The 21,110-nt window shown below is 66.3% G+C and carries 13 protein-coding genes and 1 pseudogene; 6 read left to right on the top strand and 8 right to left on the bottom strand.

Annotated features, from left to right (window positions below):
- Positions 1-228: 228 nt before the first annotated feature.
- The 6 genes and pseudogenes from LL964_RS20120 to LL964_RS19795 all read left to right on the top strand — a co-directional run.
- Positions 229-621 (top strand): annotated as a pseudogene (locus LL964_RS20120) (XVIPCD domain-containing protein); the annotation flags it as partial.
- Positions 622-850: 229 nt separating this feature from the next.
- Positions 851-1,687, top strand: coding sequence for a restriction endonuclease (locus LL964_RS19775; protein WP_104588135.1), 837 nt, complete (start codon positions 851-853; stop codon positions 1,685-1,687).
- Between the two features lie 50 nt (positions 1,688-1,737).
- Positions 1,738-2,742: a ParA family protein gene (locus LL964_RS19780; RefSeq protein WP_104588136.1), complete on the top strand. Its 1,005-nt coding sequence runs from the start codon at positions 1,738-1,740 to the stop codon at positions 2,740-2,742.
- The gene (locus LL964_RS19785; RefSeq protein WP_104588137.1) at positions 2,739-3,479 is read left to right on the top strand and encodes a RelA/SpoT domain-containing protein; all 741 of its coding nucleotides are present in this window, start codon (positions 2,739-2,741) and stop codon (positions 3,477-3,479) included. The genes LL964_RS19780 and LL964_RS19785 overlap by 4 nt, the downstream gene beginning before the upstream one ends.
- A 111-nt stretch (positions 3,480-3,590) precedes the next feature.
- On the top strand, positions 3,591-3,923 hold the full coding sequence (locus LL964_RS19790; protein ID WP_104588138.1) for a hypothetical protein: 333 nt from the start codon (positions 3,591-3,593) through the stop codon (positions 3,921-3,923).
- A 188-nt stretch (positions 3,924-4,111) separates the two neighbouring features.
- Complete coding sequence (locus LL964_RS19795; protein WP_104588139.1) at positions 4,112-6,043, top strand: M61 family metallopeptidase; 1,932 nt, start codon at positions 4,112-4,114, stop codon at positions 6,041-6,043.
- Between the two features lie 255 nt (positions 6,044-6,298).
- Here LL964_RS19795 and LL964_RS19800 read toward each other — a convergent pair whose 3' ends face one another.
- The 8 genes from LL964_RS19800 to LL964_RS19830 form a co-directional block, all read right to left on the bottom strand.
- Positions 6,299-7,195: a DUF3800 domain-containing protein gene (locus LL964_RS19800; RefSeq protein WP_104588140.1), complete on the bottom strand. Its 897-nt coding sequence runs from the start codon at positions 7,193-7,195 to the stop codon at positions 6,299-6,301.
- 667 nt (positions 7,196-7,862) lie between these two features.
- On the bottom strand, positions 7,863-8,153 hold the full coding sequence (locus LL964_RS19805; protein WP_104588141.1) for a HigA family addiction module antitoxin: 291 nt from the start codon (positions 8,151-8,153) through the stop codon (positions 7,863-7,865).
- 17 nt (positions 8,154-8,170) lie between these two features.
- Entirely contained in the window at positions 8,171-8,452 is a 282-nt protein-coding gene (locus LL964_RS19810) for a type II toxin-antitoxin system RelE/ParE family toxin (RefSeq protein ID WP_104588237.1), read from the bottom strand.
- A gap of 97 nt (positions 8,453-8,549) precedes the next feature.
- Positions 8,550-11,096 (bottom strand): AAA family ATPase, encoded by a 2,547-nt coding sequence (locus LL964_RS19815; RefSeq protein WP_228329512.1) that lies wholly within the window; start codon positions 11,094-11,096, stop codon positions 8,550-8,552.
- Between the two features lie 118 nt (positions 11,097-11,214).
- Positions 11,215-11,337 carry a hypothetical protein gene (locus LL964_RS20085; RefSeq protein WP_255626414.1) on the bottom strand — a complete coding sequence of 41 codons (123 nt, stop codon included), beginning with the start codon at positions 11,335-11,337 and terminating at the stop codon, positions 11,215-11,217.
- A gap of 117 nt (positions 11,338-11,454) precedes the next feature.
- The gene (gene recB, locus LL964_RS19820) at positions 11,455-15,195 is read right to left on the bottom strand and encodes an exodeoxyribonuclease V subunit beta (protein ID WP_104588142.1); all 3,741 of its coding nucleotides are present in this window, start codon (positions 15,193-15,195) and stop codon (positions 11,455-11,457) included.
- Positions 15,192-18,596, bottom strand: a complete 3,405-nt coding sequence (gene recC / locus LL964_RS19825) for an exodeoxyribonuclease V subunit gamma (protein WP_104588143.1) — start codon at positions 18,594-18,596, stop codon at positions 15,192-15,194. The genes recB and recC overlap by 4 nt, the downstream gene beginning before the upstream one ends.
- A 228-nt stretch (positions 18,597-18,824) precedes the next feature.
- Positions 18,825-21,110, bottom strand: a 2,286-nt coding sequence (locus tag LL964_RS19830) for an autotransporter domain-containing protein (RefSeq protein ID WP_228329513.1), incomplete at its 5' end; no start/stop codon positions are given.

The raw sequence follows: 21,110 nt of genomic DNA on the forward strand, positions 1-21,110 counted from the left end.
GGCAGCATCCCACCGGCCGAGGCCGAAGCCAACTATTATTCCAAACACAAGCAACCCAACGAGTCCGCCATGTCGGCATGACTCAAACCAAGGAGTCTCCGGGAAAGCCGGGGCGGTTCATTACTGCATGTCGATCCACATGCAAATCCGTTGCGCGGAGCAGAAGCACCAATGGTGCCGACGCCGCATGATCAGCAGCCCGTTGAGCCTAGGCATGGTTCGTTAGTTCCACCAGAGGATCCGCTTCATCGTCAAGCCGAAGATGCTGTTCGCCGCCTCGAGCGGGCTCTCGGCCGCGAGTACGACGACAACAGCGCCCGACTGGCAGCAAGCAGCGCGTATTTGGCCAAGGAAAATGGGCTGGCGCGTATTGATCACGTCGTGCTGAGTGAGAACTCCACGTCCGTACGGCAAGGTGAGAATGTATTCGTCGTGGAAGGGGCATTGAATGATCCTGCACACAAGAGAGCGCATATGAAGACCATTGACGCTATCGCACAGCCGGTCGAGCAGTCTCTGGCTCAGTTGCAGTCCTCGGGTGAGACACAGCGACAGCAACAGTCCCAGCAGCAAGAGCAGCAACGCGAACAATCGGTTACTCCGCCACCTCGGATGGTATGAGATAGCACAAAATGCTTCTGGCCCTGAGGTTTTCAGATGGCATTGCTGCACCCACGCAGGCACCCTGGTGCACATATAAGCGGACTCAACGGTCGAGAAGAAGTGAGGTCTCTTGCGCTCGAACTGGTCACGTTGATGCCTGGCGAGACGTTGCTCGCAACTGAGCTGATGCATTGCTGACAAAACCTGTTACAGCGGCTATGGTTAAGCCTGGAACGGGGGTTCTTGCATGGGACGCAGAAGGAAGCAGAGTGGATTCGAGGCGTTGGCCGCGTTGCCGTGGCCGATTGGCCTTGGTGCGGGAATCATTGCTTATCTTGGAGTGCGCTACGGCATCGGCTGGTGGTTTACTCACCAAGGCGGACTGCTGTCGCAGGGCATTGCCCAGCAATCGAGTGGAATGCTGGCGCCATTGGCGTGGATGCTGCTCGGCATCTGCTGGCTCGCTGCGCTGGTCTCCTATCTGGGCGCACGCCGCCGGCGACGCTTTCTGGAAACACGCACCACCCTGGAGAGCCTGGCCGCCGGTGGCTGGCGCCAGTTCGAACAGCTGGTGGGCGAAGCCTTTCGCCGCCAGGGCTACAGCGTCGAAGAAACCGGCCTGGGCGGCGCCGACGGCGGCATCGACCTGATCCTGCGCAAGGAAGGCCGCCGCACGTTGGTGCAATGCAAACAATGGAAGCGCCAGCAGGTCGGCGTCAGCGTGGTGCGGGAGATGTACGGCCTGCTCGCCCATCACCAGGCCTACTCGGTCAAGATCGCCTGTATCGGTAGCTATACGAAAGACGCCGAAAGTTTCACCGAAGGCAAGCCGATCGAGTTGATTGGCGGCGAACAGTTGTTGGGCATGATCCAAGCGGCGCAGCAGCAAGCCACAACGCAGCCGACGACGACATCTACGCGGATCGAGCCTGTCTTTGTTTCACCTGATCCCACTTCTCCTGTGGCCGTTGCCATCCCAAGCTGCCCGCGCTGCGGCAGCACGCTTGTGCAAAGAAGGAATCGGCGCACGGGCGAGAACTTCCTGGGCTGCAGCCAGTTTCCGAAGTGCAGAGGATCTTCGTAAATGACCCTGCCTGTTCGTTTAAAAAATTCTTTGGAATAAACGGGAAACTTATGTCATTTAAAAAAATTGCTCTCTTTAATAACAAAGGCGGCGTCGGAAAGACCACGATAACAGTCAACTTAGCCACTGCCATCGCAAAAGCAGGCGCGAAAGTTCTTATGGTTGATGCTGATCCCCAGTGCAATCTTTCGGCCTTTTGCCTAGAAGAAAGCGAACTCGATAATTATCTCCGTAAAAGCGAAGAAGACAAAGGATCAACCACAATTTGGGATGGAATCAAGCCTGTTGTTCTTGGTCGAGGAGATATTGCAGAAATCGACGTATTACAAATATACGATAATGTTTTGCTTCTTGCCGGAGATGTGCTGATATCTCAGTACGAGGAGGAACTGCCGGCTGCATGGACGGATTCTTTTGCACGGAAAAGTCGCGGGTACGATGTAATGGGGGCCTTATCTAGGCTGGTCAATAAGGTTGCTAAAGATTATGGTGCTGACTACGTTCTCTTTGACGTTGGCCCAAACGTAGGCCCTCTGAATAGGGCGATACTTCTAGATTCCGACTACTTTCTAGCCCCGGTGGGATCTGATCTTTTTTCGCTCCGAGCACTAGGCGCAGTTGGAAAGTCACTTCACAGGTGGATTTCAGATTGGAATACCGTTAAGTCCCTCGCTTCCGACTCATCTAAAGCAAATTTATTGCAGGGACGACCGAAGTTCTTAGGCTATGTGGCATCCGCGTACAAAGTAAAAACAGGAGGAAAAAGTGCAAAGCCCCACGAACACTGGGAATCAAAAATTAGCCCTCGCGTAAAGCAACGAGTCGTAGACGTTCTGGCCACTTTAGGTCAAGACTTCCATGTCGACCCTCCTTATAAACTTGGCGAAATCAAACACTTTCAATCTCTTGCCGCTGATGCGCAAAAATTGAAGCTCCCTTTCAGCGATCTGAAGGGAAAAGTCAATCCAGGCCATAACTCCCAAATTGTAAAGGCTGCTCAAGTTTTTGACAAAATTGCCCATGAAGTCACCACCCGAACGGGAGGGGTACAATGATTTCGAAAGCACATAAGTCGGCATTAAAAGCATTTGGCGAGCAAGAACATCGAATTAAACTATTCGCAAGCACTGTCCTTCAATTTTTTGTCTCTCACCCAGGCCTGTCTGCGGAAGTTCATTCAGTCAAAATACGAGTTAAGGGCAAAGACAATCTTCTCGGAAAATTAAGAAGGAAAAAGGATTTAGGAATTACTGTCTCTGAGGATAACCTATTTAAGGTTATTACAGACCTCGCAGGAGTACGTGTTTTTCATATCCACGCGGCCCAATTCAAAAAAATTCATGATGCAATCATGACGCAGGTCAATTCGGGCGATTGGGTACTTGGAGAGAACCCTAAAGTTTTTAGCTGGGATCCCGAGGCTGACGAGTTTTTCCGAGGATTAGGTTTCGAGCCAGAAATTAGACCTACCTTCTATACGTCTGTCCACTATTTAGTTCGCCCTAGCGCTGAATCGGATCTTTGCTGCGAGATCCAAGTCCGAACTCTTTTTGAAGAAATCTGGGGTGAAATAGATCACTCAATGAACTACCCACAACCTGTGCAAAGCATTGCCTGTAGAGAGCAGTTACGTGCTCTATCAAAGCTTGTAGGAACAGGTGGGCGCTTGGTCGATTCTATCATTCGATCGCGAGCGGAAGCCGACACTTTAAATACTAGTTTAGGCGCGGCATCGGCAACCTCAGCAATACCGGCTCATAGTCGCAAAGCTTTGGCCTCGCCAGCAAAATAGGCGCATAAATTAATCAAGTAATAGGTCCCAAATGTTGCTCCTTTTAGGCCTTGACCTCCCATACATCCCCCACCCGCCATCCTCGCCGCAAGCTCAACTGGAGAACGCACGATGATGAAGTGGATGGGCGCCGCGCTGGCCGCGGCATTGTTGGTGAGCGGCTGCGCCAAGGTGGAGGGCGAGAAGTTCGTTGGCCACTGGGTCAACGTGCAGTCGCAGGACGAAACGATGGATATCGAGCGCAATGGCGAGACCTTCATGGTTCGCAGCACCACGCCGAAGTTCTTCAGCCGCCAGCCCAAGACCGAGAGCTACCCGGCGGTCTACAAGGACGGGGCGCTGCAGGTCACCAACGATGGCGAGACGGTGAACTTCGCCATCGACGAGCGCAACGGCCAGCTCAATACCGGCGGCGAGCAGTACCAGCGCGTGCCGGCCAAATAAGCCCGCGTTACCCCAGCGCCTGCGTGCCGACCCTGGCGGTTACACGCGGGCGCTTGGTTGACAGGCATCTGCGCGGCAGTGAAATGCGGGTGCATGCGCCGAAGCGAGCTGGAGCAGCGCGCATTCCGCGCATGTGGCTGCATCTGGTTCCCGGCGTATAGGATCACGGCCTCGTTCAAGGGGCTGCGATGCGCATCCATTCCAGATTCATCACCCGCTGCTGCTTTACGCGCGCATTGCCCTTGGCGTTGGTGCTCGCGTTGTTCCCTCATCAGGGATTCGCACAGTCCAGCACCGGCCCGCGCTACGTTGCCCCGAGACCTGCGGTGGCAGCGCCGGTGGACCGCCCATTCGCCGGGGTGATGCGCGTGGACGTGGACGCCACCGACGTGGCGCGGCGCATCTTCCGCGTGCACCAGCAGGTGCCGGTGGGCGCGAGCGCAGGCGGCGCGGTGACGCTGCTCTATCCGCGCTGGGAGGCGGCCAGCCATGGGCCGAGCCTCACCGTGACCGATCTTGCTGGCCTGGAGATCAGCGCGGCGGGCCGGCGCCTGCCGTGGCGGCGCGATGCCTATGAGCCGCATGCGTTCCATGTGCAGGTACCGGCCGGTACGCAGCAGCTCGAAGTGCGGTTCCAGATGGTGGCCGGCGGCGAGTTGCTGACGCGCGACATCGTGTCGGTGCCCTGGCAGCGATTATTGCTGTACCCAGCCGGTTGGTATGCCAGGAACATTCCTGTGTCGGCCGGGTTGACGCTGCCGAATGGGCTGCGGCCGTTCAGTGCGTTGGATGTGGAGCGCGCGCGTGGCACGCACTACGACTTCAAGACCACATCGCTGGAAACGCTGCTGGACACGCCGGTGCTGGCGGGCCGCCATGCCGCGCAGGTGCCGCTGGGCGGGGCGGTGTCGCTGGACATCGTTGCGCTGCGGCCCGAGGACCTGCAGGTGCCGCCCGCGCGCGTGGCCGAGCTGCGGGCGCTGCTCGCGCAGCTACGCGCGGTGTTCGGCCCGCCGCCGTTCGCGCGCTACGCGATCCTGGCGCGGCTCAGCGACGAGGGTGCGTCTGGTGGCACCGAGCACCGCACCTCCAGCGAGAACGGCCTGGCGTCGTCGCACTTCAGGGAGTGGCCGGATCAGATCCTTTCCCGCGATCTGATCGCGCACGAGATCGTGCATGCCTGGAACGGGTTCTATCGCACTCCTGCCGACCTGTGGGCACCGACGCCGAACGTGCCAGTCTCCGGCAGCCTGTTGTGGATGTACGAAGGACAGACCGAGTTCTGGGGACGGGTGTTGGCGACCCGGGCGGGCCAGTTCACTCCCGATGAAGTGCGCGACCGTCTGGCGCTGGAAGCAGCGGAGGTTGCGACGCGGCCCGGGCGGGCCTGGCGTTCGCTGTCCGACGACGTGCACTACCCGGCTTTCATGTTGCGCCAGCCGGTGGCCTGGCGCGACTGGCAGCGCCGGCGCGATTACTACTCCGAAGGCGTGATGCTGTGGCTGGCGGTGGATGCCGAGCTGCGCGCACGCAGCGGGGGCGAGCGCGGCATCGACGATTTCGCGCAGCGCTTCTTCGCCGGTGCCACGCCGCAGGCAGCCACGCGCACCTATACGTTCGACGACATCTGCGCCACCTTGAATGCGGTGGCGCCCGCGGACTGGGCGGGCTTCCTGCGCGGATGGATCGATGCCCACGACGAACTGGACACCACGCGTGGGCTGACCCAGCACGGTTGGGCGCTGGTCTACACGGACACGCCGACGGCGGCATTCCGTGCCAGCGAGGAAGAAGCCGGCGTTTCAGATCTCAGCCATTCGCTCGGTCTGGCGGTGCGTGCAGACGGCCTGGTGCGCACGGTGGTGTGGAACGGCCCGGCGTTCGCCGCCGGGCTGCGGCCGGGCACGCGCGTGTTGACGGTCAACGGCGCCCCGTTCGACCAGGACGCATTGCGCGATGCGGTACGCGGCTCCACTCGCCGCCCCATCGTGCTGGGCATCGCGCAGGATGCGCACCGCGCGGACGTGCACATCCAATATGCGGGTCCGCTACGCTACCCACGGCTGGAGCGGCTGGCCGATCGGCCGGATACGCTCGCCAGGCTGCTGGCGCCGCGGTGAGGTGGTGCTGGCCGGATCGAGCAGTGGCTGAGAATAGGCACCGACATACGCGCAGTGGGCGGCCGTTCGACGCCTGTGCTCCCCTTTGCAACACACGCGCAGTAGGCTGGTCTCGAGAACGCCCCGATCGCCCCGACGCCCCTAGGTCCCAGGTACGTCGGAAGTCACTGACAGCTTGAATTTGGGTAGATCACCCCTTAGAGTCCTGGTCAAGTGGACTGGGAGTACCCGGTCGGCGTCATAGCCTCGGTGCGATCACCGGGGCTTTTCGCTATCTGAGGGAGGGAAAATTTTATAGCCCCAGCCTTCGAAGTCGATACCGAGCTGCTTTCTTCCGCCTTTGCAGTAGAACTTCTGCCGAAGAATCTCGAAGGCACGGTTCGCGTTTTGCGGACGAATCACAGACAAACCGATAGGGCGCGCGACCAGATCGGCTAGCTGCAAGCCGGATGAATTGGTCTTTTTATCCGCAAACACGATGCTGAAGGGCAATGGGCTTCCCCAGCGATTGGCTCCATCGCATATGCGTCTGAACTCTAACTCCAGATCGCGATCTTCCTTCTTGCCCCGGCACTCCACCACCACATGGGTGGGACAATGCGTCTGTCGTTTCTCCCCTAGAAATTCGAACAACGTCTCCAGGCAAAAGCCCAGCGCCAAATGGTAGGGATTGTTATCCAACTGCGATCCCTCGCGGAGGCGAGACTTGGCGATCACGCAACTGATCAAGATGAAATTGCTGTGATCGATGATCTCGGTCAGTTCCTCCAGGAAACTTTGCTTCTGCAATCGATCGGAAAATCTGAACTCACCTTTTTCCTTGCGAATGTCGTGCTCGTGCAGCACCACAGAGTCATGGCCGAAGTGCTTGAACTTGAACGCCTCGATGGCTGGGACGACCTTTTGCGCGTAGTACTGTTTGTGGAAAACACAGAATGCCAGCACGAACACCGGGTAGTTGGGATCAATTGACTCCAATCCATGATCACCGCTTTCATCGACGTAAACGATGTACTTGCTGTAGCGATCCAGCAACCTAGCGTCCCCTGGCGGGCTCGTGGGGCTGGGCCGTGGCTCCTCCAAGGCCAGGGAAAATTGGCCCGCGTGCAACGCACTGCCTGCGCCGCTTGCTGCATCCTTGCGTCGTGTCATGGTTCAACACCGATCGTTGGGAAGGTCAGCATAGCGAATACGTCATGGGCAACAGGCAGCGGAGGCAGCGCGTCAGCCTGTGTCCATTTGAAGTTTTTGGACCGATCTCCGCGACACAGCCAACGCAACACCTGCGAGAAGCAGTACTGTTGCGCACTGACTGAACAGGGCCGCCTGCCGCGCCTGGCGTTTTTCCGCGGGCGTTTGGGTTTCCCATCGCGGGCCGCTGCCACCGGTGCCGACGGCGCCATGCCTGAGGACCGCCCGTCGCCCATCTGGCGATTCCCCCTGCCCTTCCAGGGCGCGCACGCCGTACAGTGCGCAGGCACGCCGGGTCATGGCGCTGCCAGCCCACCACTCCAGCAACGATGAGGGTCTCATGAGCAAGGGAATGGACCAGAAGAAGAACCAGAAGAAGGAGCCGACCAAGACGCTGAAAGAAAAGCGCGCGGCCAAGCAGGAAAAGAGGGGCAAGTAGGCCGCCTGGGCCGCCAGCAGGCGGACGAGGTCAGGTGGAGCGCCTGACCTCGCGTTCTGGGGATAACGCGCGGCCTTGAGCGTGCATGTTCTGGCCTGTGCAGGCTCCATTGCGCTGCTCAGCGATCAGCAGCACTGCAGGTCATCGAGGTGGATGCTGATCAGCGCGGCGGGTGACACGTGCTTCGCGTTACGCTGCCAGGCGCTTGATACGTGCCGGCAAATCGCCCAGCGCGCGATGCGCCTCTTCGAGTTCGTAGTCGGCCTGCAGGCTCAACCAGAAGCGCTCGGTGGTTCCCAGCGCTGCAGCCAGGCGTACCGCAGTGTCGGCGGTGATGCCGCGCTTGCCCAATACGATTTCGTTGATGCGGCGCGGTGGGACGCCGGTGGCGCGCGCCAAGGCATTCTGGCTGATGCCCACTGGCTCGAGAAACTCCTTGAGCAGAATTTCGCCAGGATGAATGTTGGGTAGGACTGTCATGGACAGATGCCTCGGACTCAGTGGTAATCGACGATTTCAACCTCGGCGACATCGCTCTCCATCCATCGGAAACAGATGCGCCATTGGTCGTTGATCCGGATGCTGTACTGGCCGCGCCGCTCACCCTTCAATGCTTCCAGCCTGTTGGCGGGCGGAATGCGTAAATCGTCGAGGTGGGCGGCAGCGTTGAGCATGCGCAACTTGCGGCGCGCCACCGACTGGATGTCGGCGGGCAATCGGCGAGAGCGCTCACCCAACCAGATCCTTTCGGCTTCCCTGTCGATAAAGCTTCTGATCATGGCTTGAACCATAACGGATTTCGTTATATGACGCAAGCCGTCATGGCTGCATGACCGGTTACCCTGGCCGCCAGACGCGGATTTCGACTGGTTTCGATCAAAACAACGCGCCTTGCACCGGGGCCGTTGCGGACGGCTCGGGGACCGCGGCCGGCACCGAATTTGGCTCCGGTTCGTTGGCACCCAACCGCCACGCCAATCCCGAGATCCGCGCGGCGTGCCGTGCGAGCGCGGCACGGATGACTGCTTCGCTGCCAGCCAGGTGCAGGGCGCGGCGGGCGCGAGTGATGCCGGTGTAGAGCAGTTCGCGGCTGAGCACGCGGGCGTCGCGGGTGGGCAGCTGCAGCCAGACGGTGTCGAATTCGCTGCCTTGCGCCTTGTGCACGGTCATGGCGAAGGCGCTTTCGTGGGCCGGCAGCGCAGCGGGGTGGAAGCCGCGCACCTGGCCGTCGCCGTCGCCTGCGAACCAGGCGACCAGTGGGCCTTGGGTGCGGCTATCGGTGGTGGAGGTGTCGCGGTGTGCGTTGGTGCGGTCCTGGCTTGGGCTCGAAGGCATGGCCTGGTTGCCGCGCGCCATCTGGGTGCTTGCATCGCTTTGGTCGGAGCTGGGGTTCGCTGCGCTGCGCCCCGGGAAAGGACTCGCTTCGCTTCGCAAACAGATGCCGACGTCGCCGTTGAACAGGCCGTGGCGGTAGCTGTTTTCGGTGATCAGCAGCAGGCGGCCATGGAACCAGGGCGAGCCGCTGCCGAGGCGGCGGGCGCCGGCGCCGGTTTCGGCCAGCAGTTGTTCGATGCGGGCGTTGAGGCCGCGCACGCCCTGCGGGCCGGCGCGCACGGCGGTGAGCAGGCGCAGGCGGCCGGCGGCGCGCAGGGCGTCGGCGGGATCGCTGGCGTCAGCCAGTGCACGCCAGTGGGCGAGCAACGCGTCGCTGCCGAGTGCCAGCGGGTCTTCGCCGTGTTCGTGGAAGTGCACGCCGGGCAGTTCGCCGCTGCGCAGCAGGGCGAGCGCGGTATCGGCATCGCCGGCGCGGACGGCGTCGGCCAGCGGGGCGAGCGCGAAGTCGTCTGCCTGGCGGTAGCCGCGCAGCAGGTGCACGCGGTGGCCGGTGAGGCAGCCGGTGTCGGCGGCGGGCGCCGGGGAGACGGCCGGGGCGCTGCCGAGCAGCGGTTGCAGGGCGCTGGCGTCGCCGGGTTGCAGCGCATCGCCGGGGCCGGCGGCCTGCAGGATGGCGGCGAGGACGTCGCCGGCTTCCACCGACGGCAGCTGGTCGGCGTCGCCGAGCAGGATCAGCTGGGTGCCGTCGGCGACGGCGTCGACCAGCTTGCACATCAGCGGCAGGTCGACCATGGAGGCTTCGTCGACCACGATCAGCTCGAACGGCAGCGGGTTGTCAGCGGTGTGGCGGAACTGCGGGGAGTCGGGGATGACGCCGAGCAGCCGATGCAGGGTGCTGGCGCCGGTGGGCAGCGCGCTGTTCCAGGAAGGGTCGTTGGGAGCGCTGCCCTCACCCGCCCTGCGGGCACCCTCTCCCGCAAGCGGGAGAGGGGAGCTGCCGGGGTGCGGCGCGGTGGACGGCTGCGTGGGATCGGCCAGGGGAGCACTGCCCTCACCCGCCCTGCGGGCACCCTCTCCCGCAGGCGGGAGAGGGGAGCTGCCGAGGTGCGGTGTGGTGGACGGCTGCGTGGAATCGGTCGGGGGAGCACTGCCCTCACCCGCCCTGCGGGCACCCTCTCCCGCAAGCGGGAGAGGGGAGCTGCCGGGGTGCGGCGCGGTGGACGGCTGCGTGGGATCGGCCAGGGGAGCGCTGCCCTCACCCGCCCCGCGGGCACCCTCTCCCGCAGGCGGGAGAGGGGAGCTGCCGAGGTGCGGTGTGGTGGACGGCTGCGTGGGATCGGCCAGGTGCGGTGCGGTGGTCGCGACAGGGTAGGCGCTGAGCGGTGGCAGGCCCTGGTCCATGGCGCGTGCCACCGCCTGCTGCAGGCTGTCGGCCATGCGCTCGGCGGCGCGACCGGTGGGGGCGGCCAGGGCGATGCGGGGCATTGGCTGGCCTGCGGCGTGCGCGTGGGCGATGCGCAGCAGCAGCAGGCGGGCGATGGTGGTGGTCTTGCCGGTGCCGGGGCCACCGGTGACCAGCAGCAGCGCGCGACGCAGCGCCAGTGCGGCGGCCCAGGCCTGGCGGTCCTGGCCGGTGGCGGCATGGGGGAACAGCGTAGCGAACAGATCGCCGAGCGCAGCGCTCTCGACGGCGGGCATGGTCTGCGCGGCAATCCGAGTGAGACCGGCGGCCAGGCGCGCTTCGTATTCGCGATACCGGCGCAGATAGAGCAGGCCGTGTTCGAAGGCGAGCGGCGCGTCGGTGGCAGACGGCGCCAATGCGTCGCCCGGCTGGGCGATCCACGGCGAGGCGCGCAATTGCGCGATCCAGTCCTCGGCAGCGGGCCAGGCGAGGTCGGCATCGACCAGCAGGTGTGGGCGCAGCGGATCGAAGCCGGCGTGGCCATTGGCGACCGCCAACGAGGCCAGCGCGGCGGCCAGCAGCACGGCATCGGGCGTATCCGGCTGCAACCGGCGCAGGCTCTGCGCGAACGCATGGTCGAGCGTGCGCACGTGTTTCCTGGCGAGCAGATCGGCGAGCAGACTCATGGACGGGCCTCGGCGGCCGTACCGGCGAAGCGGGCGTGCCCGATTTGGGCCTGGGCCGTTACCGCGACGTTGTCGACTATCTGCACGTGCCGCTTGGCAAGCGGACCGGGACACAGGCTCATGGCTGGGCCTCCACGGCCGTGCTGGCGAACGGGGCGTAGTCGATCCGGACCTGGGCTACGACGACATGATGGAACACCCGCACGTGCCGCTTCGCCAGCAGACAGGCGAGCGGGGTCATGGCTGGGTCTGACCGGTGTACCGGCGGACCGGGCGTGCCCGACCTCGACGTGGGCCGTTACGACGACATCTTCCAACACGCACACATGCCGCGTGGCACGCGGATCGGGGCGCGGGGTCATGCCGGTTCCTCGACCGGTGTGCCGGCGAACAATGCGTCCAGCGCCTGGACCAGCGCCGGGGCGAAGCGCCAGGCGTGGACGCCGGGCGCCGACGTCCCGTCGATCGACGGGCGGGCCGCGTCCAGGCCGCGGCAGAACAGGTAGCGCACGCCGCCGAAGTCGCGGGCGTAATCGTAACCATCGCCCAGGCGGAAGCGCAGCCAGCGGTGCAGGGCCACGGTATAGATCAACGCCTGCAGGGTGTATTCGCTATGCGCCATGGCACGGGCCAGGGTATCGGCATCGTAGCTGGGCAGGCGGTTGGATTTGTAGTCCAGCACGTACCAGCGGCCATCGACGGTGTAGGTGAGGTCGATCAGGCCGGTCATCAGGCCTTCCAGCCGCTGGCGAGTGCCGAAGGCCTGGCGCTCGCCGGCCACGTCGAAGCGGTGCAGCAGCGCCAGCAGCGCATCCACGCGGGTGGGCTGCATGGCGAAGTGGAATTCCATCTCGTTGCGGCGCTGCGGCTCGGGCACGGTGGCCAGGGCGCTGCCTTCGGGCAGGATCACGGTGAGGGAGTTGCCGATCAGCGCGGTGAGCATGCGCAAGCCGTCCTCGCGTTCGTCCTGCGCGTAGCCGCCGCGTTGCAGCGCTTCGATGATCGGGACGGCCTGGCCCTCCGGTGCGGGGTCGCCGGGGCGCCAGTGCTGCCAGGCGGCGAAGTCGCAGCGTTCGAACACATCGTGCATCACCACGCCGAAGCGGTTGCCGGCAAAGCGCGAATCGAACGGCTCGGCCTCGGTGGGCACTGCCGCGACGTCGCTGGCGGCGGGTTCGTCGCTGCCGCCACTGCCCACCACGGTGGCGCTGGCCATCGGGTCGGTGGCCGCGCCGGCATCGGCGTTGGCCAGCTGGGTGAAGCTGTAGACCCACCACTCCGGTGCGATCTGCCGCTGCGGGATGCGCGCAGGCGGCACCTGCGCCTCGGGCGGTGCGGGCAGGCGCGGCAGATGGGCCGGCGGCAGGGCGGTGTCGACCATCACCACGCCCTCGCCTGCCGCGCCCTGCAGCGCGTCGAGCGCGCGCAGCATGCCGGCCAGCGGCGTGCGTTCGTGCTGATGGAAGCTGCCGCTGGCGATCCACAGCGCATGCTCGGCGCGGGTCAGGCCGACGTACAGCAGGCGCGCGTCTTCGGCGCGTTGTTCCTGCCTCCACGCGGCTTCGGCGGCACTCCAGGCGGGGTCGTCCTTGTCCCGGCTCCATTTGGACACGTTCCAGTGCAACTGGCGCCCGGTCTGCGGCGCATGCACCACGCAGTGGCGGCCAGCGCCCTTGTCGCTGCGGCCGATGCCGATGTACGGCAGGAACACCAGCGGATACTCCAGGCCCTTGCTCTTGTGCAGGGTGACGATCTGCACGCGGCGTGCGTCCGATTCCAGCCGCAGTTGCTGGGCTTCGTCGTTGTCGTCGGCATTGGCGATGCGGCGCGTCAGCCAGTCGACCAGGCCATGCGGGCCGAGCGCGCGCGCGTCGGCTTCCTGCAGCAACTCGGCCAGTTGCAGGTAATTGGTGAGGCGACGTTCGCCATCGACCAGGGCGAGCAGGCGCTGCCCATGCGTGGCGCCGAGCTCGCCGATCAAGGCGAGCGGGCCGCCCCGCTGCCAGCGTTCGCGCCAGTCCAGCGCCTGTTGCTGCCAGCGCCGATGCCGTTCGCCGTCGCGCTCCAGCGTGGCGATGGCGATGGCGTCTTGCCCGATCAGCACCGTGGCCAGTGCAGCGCGCAGGCGGCTGTCGTCGCCCGGATCGAGCAAGGCCTGCAGCAGGGCCAGCAGCTCCAGCGCTTCGTCGGTGGCGAACAGGCTTTGCTTGCCGGCCGCCACCGCCGGAATGCCCACCGCACCCAGCGCCTGCTGGATGCGGGTGGCTTCGCTGTGGTTGCGCACCAGCACCGCGATGTCGCCGGCCTGCACCGGGCGGCCGTTGATGGTGCCGTGGCCGTCGCGGCCAGCGGTCAGCCAGCCGCCGATCGCTGCCACGCAGGCGGTGGTGGCCAGCTCGCGGGCGCGGCCGGCGCTCCAGGGTTTGGGCTTGCCTTTCGCAGGTGGCGGCGGCTCTGGCGCGCGCCACAACGTCAACGCCGGGGCGGTGGCACCGTCGCGTTGCAGGTCGGTGTCCAGCCGTTTGGTGCCCGGCTGCACCGGATGGAAGGCGATGCCGTCGGTGAGGAAGGCGTCGGTGTAGCCGGCCTGCGCATACAGCGCATCGATCGCTGCCAGCACGCCGGGGCGCGAGCGGAAATTGTGGCTCAGCGGTGGCGCCAGTTCGGCGCTGATCGCCGCCGCCAGATAGGTGCGTACATCGCCGCCACGGAAGCCGTAGATGGCCTGCTTGGGATCGCCGATCAGAAACAGCGACGGCGCCAAGCCGGCCGCCAGCGCGAGCGCGCCGTTGCCGAACACGTTGGAAAAGATCGCCCATTGGCGGTCGTCGGTGTCCTGGAATTCGTCCACCAGCGCGATGGCGTATTGCGCGCGCAGCCGCCTGACCAGGGCCTCGCCCTGCGGGCCTTCCAGCGCCTGCGCCACGCCATCGACCAGATCGTCGTAGGTCTGCACGCGACGCTGGCGCTTGAGCAGGGCCAGCCGCGCGATGGCGTCTTCGCGCAGGGCATGCAGCAGGCGGATGCGGCGGCGGGTGCGCCAGTGTTCGACCCGTGCCAATGCGGTGAGATAGCCATCGATCGCATGGCTGAGCGGCGAGGCCGGCGTGCGATCGACGAACTTCTTGTTGGTGCCCGCGGCCAGTTCGGCAGCGGTCAACTTGATCAGCTTGGGATGCGGTGCGCTGTCCTGCGACGGTGCGGCGGCGATGTCTTCGAACCAGTGCCACAGCGCGGTGAGCCAGTCGGGCCTGTAGCTGACCTTGCTCAACACGCCACCGTCGATGGCGGCCATCAGGGTTTCGAAGAACGCCGTGCCATGCGCGTGGAAGGCGGCCGCCAGGGCGTGACTGGCGCTATGCACGGCCTGCAACAGCTCGGCGGCATCATCTTCGGTGTCGGTCGCTATCGCCGGAAGCAGGGCCGTGTGGCGCAGCAAGGCGCGCAGATCGGTGGCCAGCTCCGGCGGGCCACCCGACCATAGCGCGATCAGATCCTCGGCCATCGCCGCATCGGCGGCGCGCTGGCGCCACAGGTCGGCGGCGACTTCGCCCAGCAGTTCGCGGTCGTTGGCGAGCAGTTGCGGCGCGGCGAAGGCCTGGCCGCTTTCCAGCGCATGTTCGCGCAGTACGCGGGCGCAGAAACCGTGGATGGTGAACACTGCGGCCAGATCGATTTCTTCCACCGCCTGCTGCAGGCGCCGGCGCAGGGTGGCCGGGGTTTCACCGCTGGCCGCCAGATGCGCGGCGAGGATGGCGCGGGTGAGCAGGACGTCGGGCGCGTCCTGCAGGAGCGGACCTGGCCGCGACGGATCGTCGGCGAGGTCGGTCGCGGCCGGGGCCGCGCCTACGGGGGCGTCGGGGACCAGGGTGGCGGCCAGCACCAGCCGCTCGCGGATGCGCCGGCGCAGTTCCTGGGTGGCGGCTTCGGTAAAGGTCACCGCCAGGATCTGGCCAATGCGCAGGCCGCGCTCGACCACCAGCCGGGTGAACAGCGTGGCCAGGGTGAAGGTCTTGCCGGTGCCGGCGCTGGCCTCGATCAGGCGCACGCCGTCCAACGGCAGCTGCAGATACGGGTCGGTCACGGTGGACGCGCTCATTCGCCGTCGTCCTGCGCGCCATGCCAGTGCCGCCAGCTTTCGCGCACGCGCTGCGGATCCAGCGCTGCGTCGGTGTTGGCGCGCTCCAGCAAATCGTAGAGGCGGTGGCTGGTGGCGGCGAAGTCGCCGAAACGTTGCGCATCGGCGAACGGGTCGCGGCCGCGATGGACCAGGCGCAGCTCCGGACTGTACGACTCACTCCAGCCGAAACTGGACTGCCACTGCCCGGCCGCGTCCTTGATGGCCCTGTCCAGATCGTCGCTGCGCGCGGCCTGGTGGTATTTCCAGCTGCTGTAAGGCGCAAACGGCAGCGGCGCCTGCAGGCCCTGCCGATACAGCTGCAGCAACTCGCCCAGCGCCGCACGCGCCTGTGCCTGCGACAGCGGCTGCGCATCGATGGGATGCGGGCCCAGGCCGTCGTCGTGGTCGAAGAAACGCACATACGGCACCTGCTCGCCGGCGGCGCGCAGCAACAACCATTCCAGGCCGTGCCGGATCGCGTTGCGGCCGGTGAGCGCGCCCACCTGCACGCGCCCCACGCCATGCGTGTACCAGCCGGGCACGCGGCCATGCAGCGCGACATCGCCGATCTGCACCTGCAGCCGTTGCGACTGCGCTTGTTCCTCGCCACGCCATTGCCGGAAGGCCTGCGCATACGGGCGCAGTTGTGCCAGCCGTTCGTCGAGCTGGCGGCGCCCCAGCGGGCCGGAGGGCAGCAGCGCGCGTGCGCGCAGGCGTTCGTACAGCCCGTCCACTTCGTCGGCCAGCGCAGCCTCGAACACCTGCTGCTGCAGGCCATGGTGCTCCAGCCCGCGGGTGGGTGCGAGCAGCGGTTCCAGATCGCTGTCTTCGCTGGCCGGATCGGGCAGGCGCATGCCCAAGCGGTGGCGCAGGAACTGCCCGGCCGGATCGCCGAACAAGCGGCGCAGATCGTCGATGGACACCCGCTCGGGCAGGGCGCTGTCGTCGGCCGGCAGCGCACCGGCCACCCAGGGCGCCAGCGGCTGGCGCTGGCCGGTGAGGCTGTCCACCGCCGGGCGCCATTGCCGGCGATAGCTGAAACGGCGCGGGTCCGTACCCGCCTCGTTCTCTGCGCCGAAGGCGGCAGCGGCGAACGGCTGCAGCGGATGGTGTACCACCAGGGCGTCGGCTGCATCGGGGGCGGCGTGAGACTGCGCGGCGGTGGCCAGCAATTCGCTGACCAGTACCGAGGGCTCGCGCGGACTGCCATCGCGCGCGTCGGCGCCGAGATAGCTCAGGTAGAACACGTCCTGCGCGGAGGCGAACAACTGCAGGAACAGAAAGCGGTCGTCCTCGCGGGTGGAACGGTCGCCATGCCGGCGACGCTCGGTGCCCAGTTCGGCGGTCAGGCGATTGAGTCCGGCGGCCGGATCGCGGCGCGGGAAATCGCCATCGTTCATGCCCAACAGGCAGATCACCCGGAACGGCAGCAGGCGCATCGGCACCATGCGGCCGAAACTGATGCCGCCGGTGAGCAGCGGCGCGCGCGTATCCGATTCGCCCAGCACCGCGGCGAAGTGCGCACGCACCACCTCGGCCGGCACGTTGCCGGCGTACTGCGCGCGCTGCGCATCGCGGGCGAACTGGTCGATCAGGCTGCGCAGCCGGTCCAGCGCGCGCTGCGCCCGTGGCGCCGAGGGCGCAGTGGGAATCAGCGCATCCAGCAGCTCCAGCAGGCGTTCGCGCCAGTCGGCCGGCGGCAGCGCCTGGGCCAGTGCGGCCTGGTGCCGTTCCAGCACGCGCAGCAGGCGCAGCAGCGTGTCCAGCGCGGCCAGCGCGCTGCCTTCCAGCTGCGGCCACGGCGCCACACCGTCGATCTCCTGATCGGTGCCGCTGGCGTGGCCGAGCAACAAGCGGTCCAGGGCGAAGCGCCAGGTGTAGGCGTCGTCGCCCGGAGCCTGATGCTGGCGCCGATGCAGCCCATCCAGGCCCCAACGTGCGCCAGCCGCGTGCAGCCAGCCGCGCAGGCGCTCCAGACCGGCCTCGTCCAGCCCGGCCGCCTCGGCGATCGGCGCGCTGGCGAGCAGGTCCAGGATCTCGTGCAGGCCGAAACGCGCGATCGGCAGCTTCAGCAGGGTGAGAAACACCTCGGCCAGCGGTTCGCTGGCGAGCGGGCTGGCATCGGCCAGGGCGTACGGCAGCGCGCCGTCGTTGCCGTGGCTGCCGAACACCGCGTCCAGATACGGCACGTAGGGGTCGATGTCCGGCGACAGCACCGCGATCTCGCGCGGCTGCAGCGGCGGCTCGAAGCGTGCATCGTCCAGCAGCGCGCGCAACTGGTCGTGCAACACCTGCAGCTCGCGCAGCCGCGTGTGGCAGGCGTGCACCTGCAGGCTGGGGTCGTGCAGATTCACCGCCGGCAGCGCGGCCGGGACGGCAGGAGCGCGACGATGGAACAGATCGCTCTGCATGCGCCGCAGCAGGCTGTCGCCCAGGCCGCCCGCCGCCAGGGTGCGCCGGCCGGACTCCAGCGGATCGGCGTAGGCGGCGATCTCGGCCAGCGGATGCACCACCTCGTGATCGCCGATCAAGGCCATGAAATCGCGCCCGGCCGCCCCCCAGGCCTGCAGCAGCGGGTTTTCCTGCACCTGATCGGCGAACAACGCCACCGCCCCGCCTTCGCGGCGGCGCTGCCACAGGGTTTGCAGATCGCCCCAATACCCTTGCGTGGGGGTGGGCAGATAGAAATGCAGCGTACCCACGCGTGCCTGCGTGGCCAGCACGCGCAGCACATCGGGCGATACGTTGAGGATGGCGAAGGCGAACAGCCGGCCGGGCAAGCCCTGCGGCAGCGGCCCATCGCTGCGGGCATGGCGATCCAGGTACTGGCCGATGCGGCGTGCGCGGTACTGGCGGCCGGTGGCGATGCTGCGCCATAGCCGCGCCTGCGGATCGTCCACGTCGGCACCGGCTTCCCAGCGCAGCAACCAGTCGCGGCGCCAGGCCTGGTATTTCTCGAACACGCTGGCCAGTTCGCCAGCCAGCGCCCACGGCTTGAGCGCATCGCCATCGGCCAGATAGCCGGCCAGCGGCGCCAGTGCCGCGTCGCGGCCCAGATCGGCCTGCAACGCGGCATACAGCCGCCACTGCGTGGTGGCCATGTCCAGATCGTCGTCGGCCGGGCCGAGGTTGCGCTCCAGCGCGCGCGCGACGAATTCGCCGGGCGTGAGAAATTCCAGATTCGCCGCCACACCGTGCTCGGCCGCCAGTGTGGACTGCAACCAGCGCCGCATCGCCACCTGTGGGATCAGCACCACCTCCGGCTGCAGCAGTGGTTGCCCGGGCACCGGGCGGCGCAGCTCCTGCGCGAGCAGGGCAGCCAGGGTATCCAGCGCATTGGATGGATAAAGACGGAAATCGGGCGCGGATGTGGCGTGCATGCGTGCAGGCATTGTGCCGGATCGCGTGCAGGTGCGCGTTGGCGCCGCCTTCGCGGGCAGCAGCACCGCGGCGCGCTGCTGCACTGCGCGTCCCGCCCGCCAACCGCTCGCACCGTCATCGTGCCTGCACCCGGACGCGTTGCGTCGCCGCATGCGCCCATGAAAACGCAATGGGCCGAACGTCGCGCCCGGCCCATTGCATCGCTCACCGCATGGTGTGGACCGCGATCAGTACTTCTTCTCCAGATTGATCATCCAGGTCTGATCGGTGTTGCTGTCGCCGTCGGTGATGCCGCGATACTCCAGACGCGTGGACAGCCCCTGATCGGTCAGCAACGCCGCGCCGATACCCACCATCAGGCGATTGCGGTCGAACGCGGCCTGCCCGGTGCGGTAGAACGGACCGCCACTGAGATCGGCGTAGCTCAAGGTCGCATCGCCACGGCCCTGGAAGTCGCGCTGATATTCCATGCGCAACTGCGGGGTCAGCCGGCCCCAGGCCACTTCGCGGCGCCATTCCAGGCGCAGGCCCAGGTTACCGGTGGTGGTGGCCACATCCATGTCGGCATAGCGCAGCGCGAACGGCGCCACCCCCTGTTCGACGTAACCATCCAGCGTGGCGCGCGCCACATCCACGCGCGCATACGGGGTCACCTGCAGCGCGCCACGTTGCAGATCCGCACCGGTGGACAGCGAGGCGATCCACTGCTTGCCGTCGCGGTTGCCTTCGGCCAGCGAGCTGTCGTCGGTGACGAAGCGGCGCAGGTCGTAGGACAGCAGCTGGTAGCCCACCAGGGTGTCGAAGAAGAACGCCTTGCCCGGATGGAAGCTGGCGTACACGGCCATGGTGTAGGCGGTGCCCTTGCTGCGGCTGCCGAGCGTGCCCACGTCGCTGTCGTCGCGGCCCCAGCCCAGACCCGCACCGATCGCCAGCGACGGTGCCAGCCGGTAGTCGGCACCCACGCTCAACCCATCGGTCTGGAAGTCCACGCCGTTGCTGTTGGCCTGCCGGTTCAGGCTGCCCGAGCGGATCGCACCGCCGATCCACAGCCCCAGGTCGCCCTGGTCCTGCGCACCGGTGCTGCTACCCGCGGCCACCGCCGGCGCATCGCGGAAGTCGTTGTCGGCATCCTGCGTGTCCGGGCTGCAGGGCTGCGCACTGACGCCGCGATCGGCTTCACGGCAATGCGAGGTGGGCTGGAAGCTCACCGCATTGGTGAACCTGCCGCCGCCACGGTGGGTGGCCTCCAGACGACGCTGGAAGTTGTCGATCTGCGCCCGCGCGAAACGCCGCGTGGACTCGGACTGCGCATCGATCAGGCCACGCACCTCCGCATCCTGGCTCGGGTCGCGGCGCGGTGCGATGTTGAACACCACGTTGGCCGGTACCGAGGTGGCGAACGCATTGGACAGGGTGAACTGCACCGTGGCCTGGCCGACGAAGGCCGGGTTGGGCGTGAAGGTCAGCACGAAGCTGGGCGGCTCGGCCATCGCGGTCGCCGCCGTCGATGGGCCGGAAGCGCCCGCCGCCGAAGCGATGGCCGCACCGCCGATGCGGGTGATGGTGGCGGTACCGGCCGAGGCCGGCAGCACCGCGACCACCGCGGCGGCCACGAACGGCCCGCCGGTGGCGTTGCGGGTGATATCCACCTGCTGCGCTTCGCCGGGTACCGCCTCTGCGGTCACCGACACCGCCACCGGCCGCGCGTTCACGGTGATGGTCAGCGTGGCTGCCGCCGAGGTCCCGCCGCTGCCGCTGGCGGTATAGCGCACGACGTCGGTGCCGATGAAGCCGGCACTGGGCGTGTAGATCAGCTGCAGACCATCGACCACGGCGGTGCCATTGGCCGGCGCGGCGGCAATGGCGATCGTGCTGATCGTCCCGGTGTCGTTACCGGTCACCGCCACGGTCACAGCGGTGCCATCGACGGTCTCTGCAGCGTCGTCGACCGCCACCGGCGCGGCACTGCCGACGGTGAAGGTGTAGGCCTGCGCGGCGCTGGCGCCACTGCGGTCGGTCACGGTGATGGTGAAATTGCTGCTGCCTGCGGCGCTGGGGGTGCCCGACAGCACGCCGTTGGCGGCCAGGGTCAATCCTGCCGGCAGGGTGCCGCTGGTCACGGCGAAGCCGTACGGCGCCACGCCCCCGCTGACGGACAAGGTCTGCGTGTACGCGGTGCCGCTGACGGCCGGCGGCAAGGTTCCCTGCGCGATCACCAGCGTGGCCGCGTTGACGGTGAGCACATAGCTGCGCGATGCCTGCGCGGCCGGGCTGGGCGTGCTGTCGGACACGGTGAGCGTGAAGTTGAAGGTACCCGCCACCGTCGGCGTGCCGCTCAGCCCGCCGCTGGCCGGATCCAGCGTGATGCCCGCAGGCAGCGCGCCCGCGCTCAGCGCATAGCTGTACGGCGCCGTGCCACCGCTGGCCGGCGTGATGGCGGCCGTGTAGGCCTGCCCGGCGGTGCCGGCCGGCAGGGTGGAGGCCGGCAGCACCAGGTTCGGCCCGGCCACCGT

Source organism: Xanthomonas melonis (assembly GCF_020783655.1).
Lineage (GTDB): Bacteria > Pseudomonadota > Gammaproteobacteria > Xanthomonadales > Xanthomonadaceae > Xanthomonas > Xanthomonas melonis.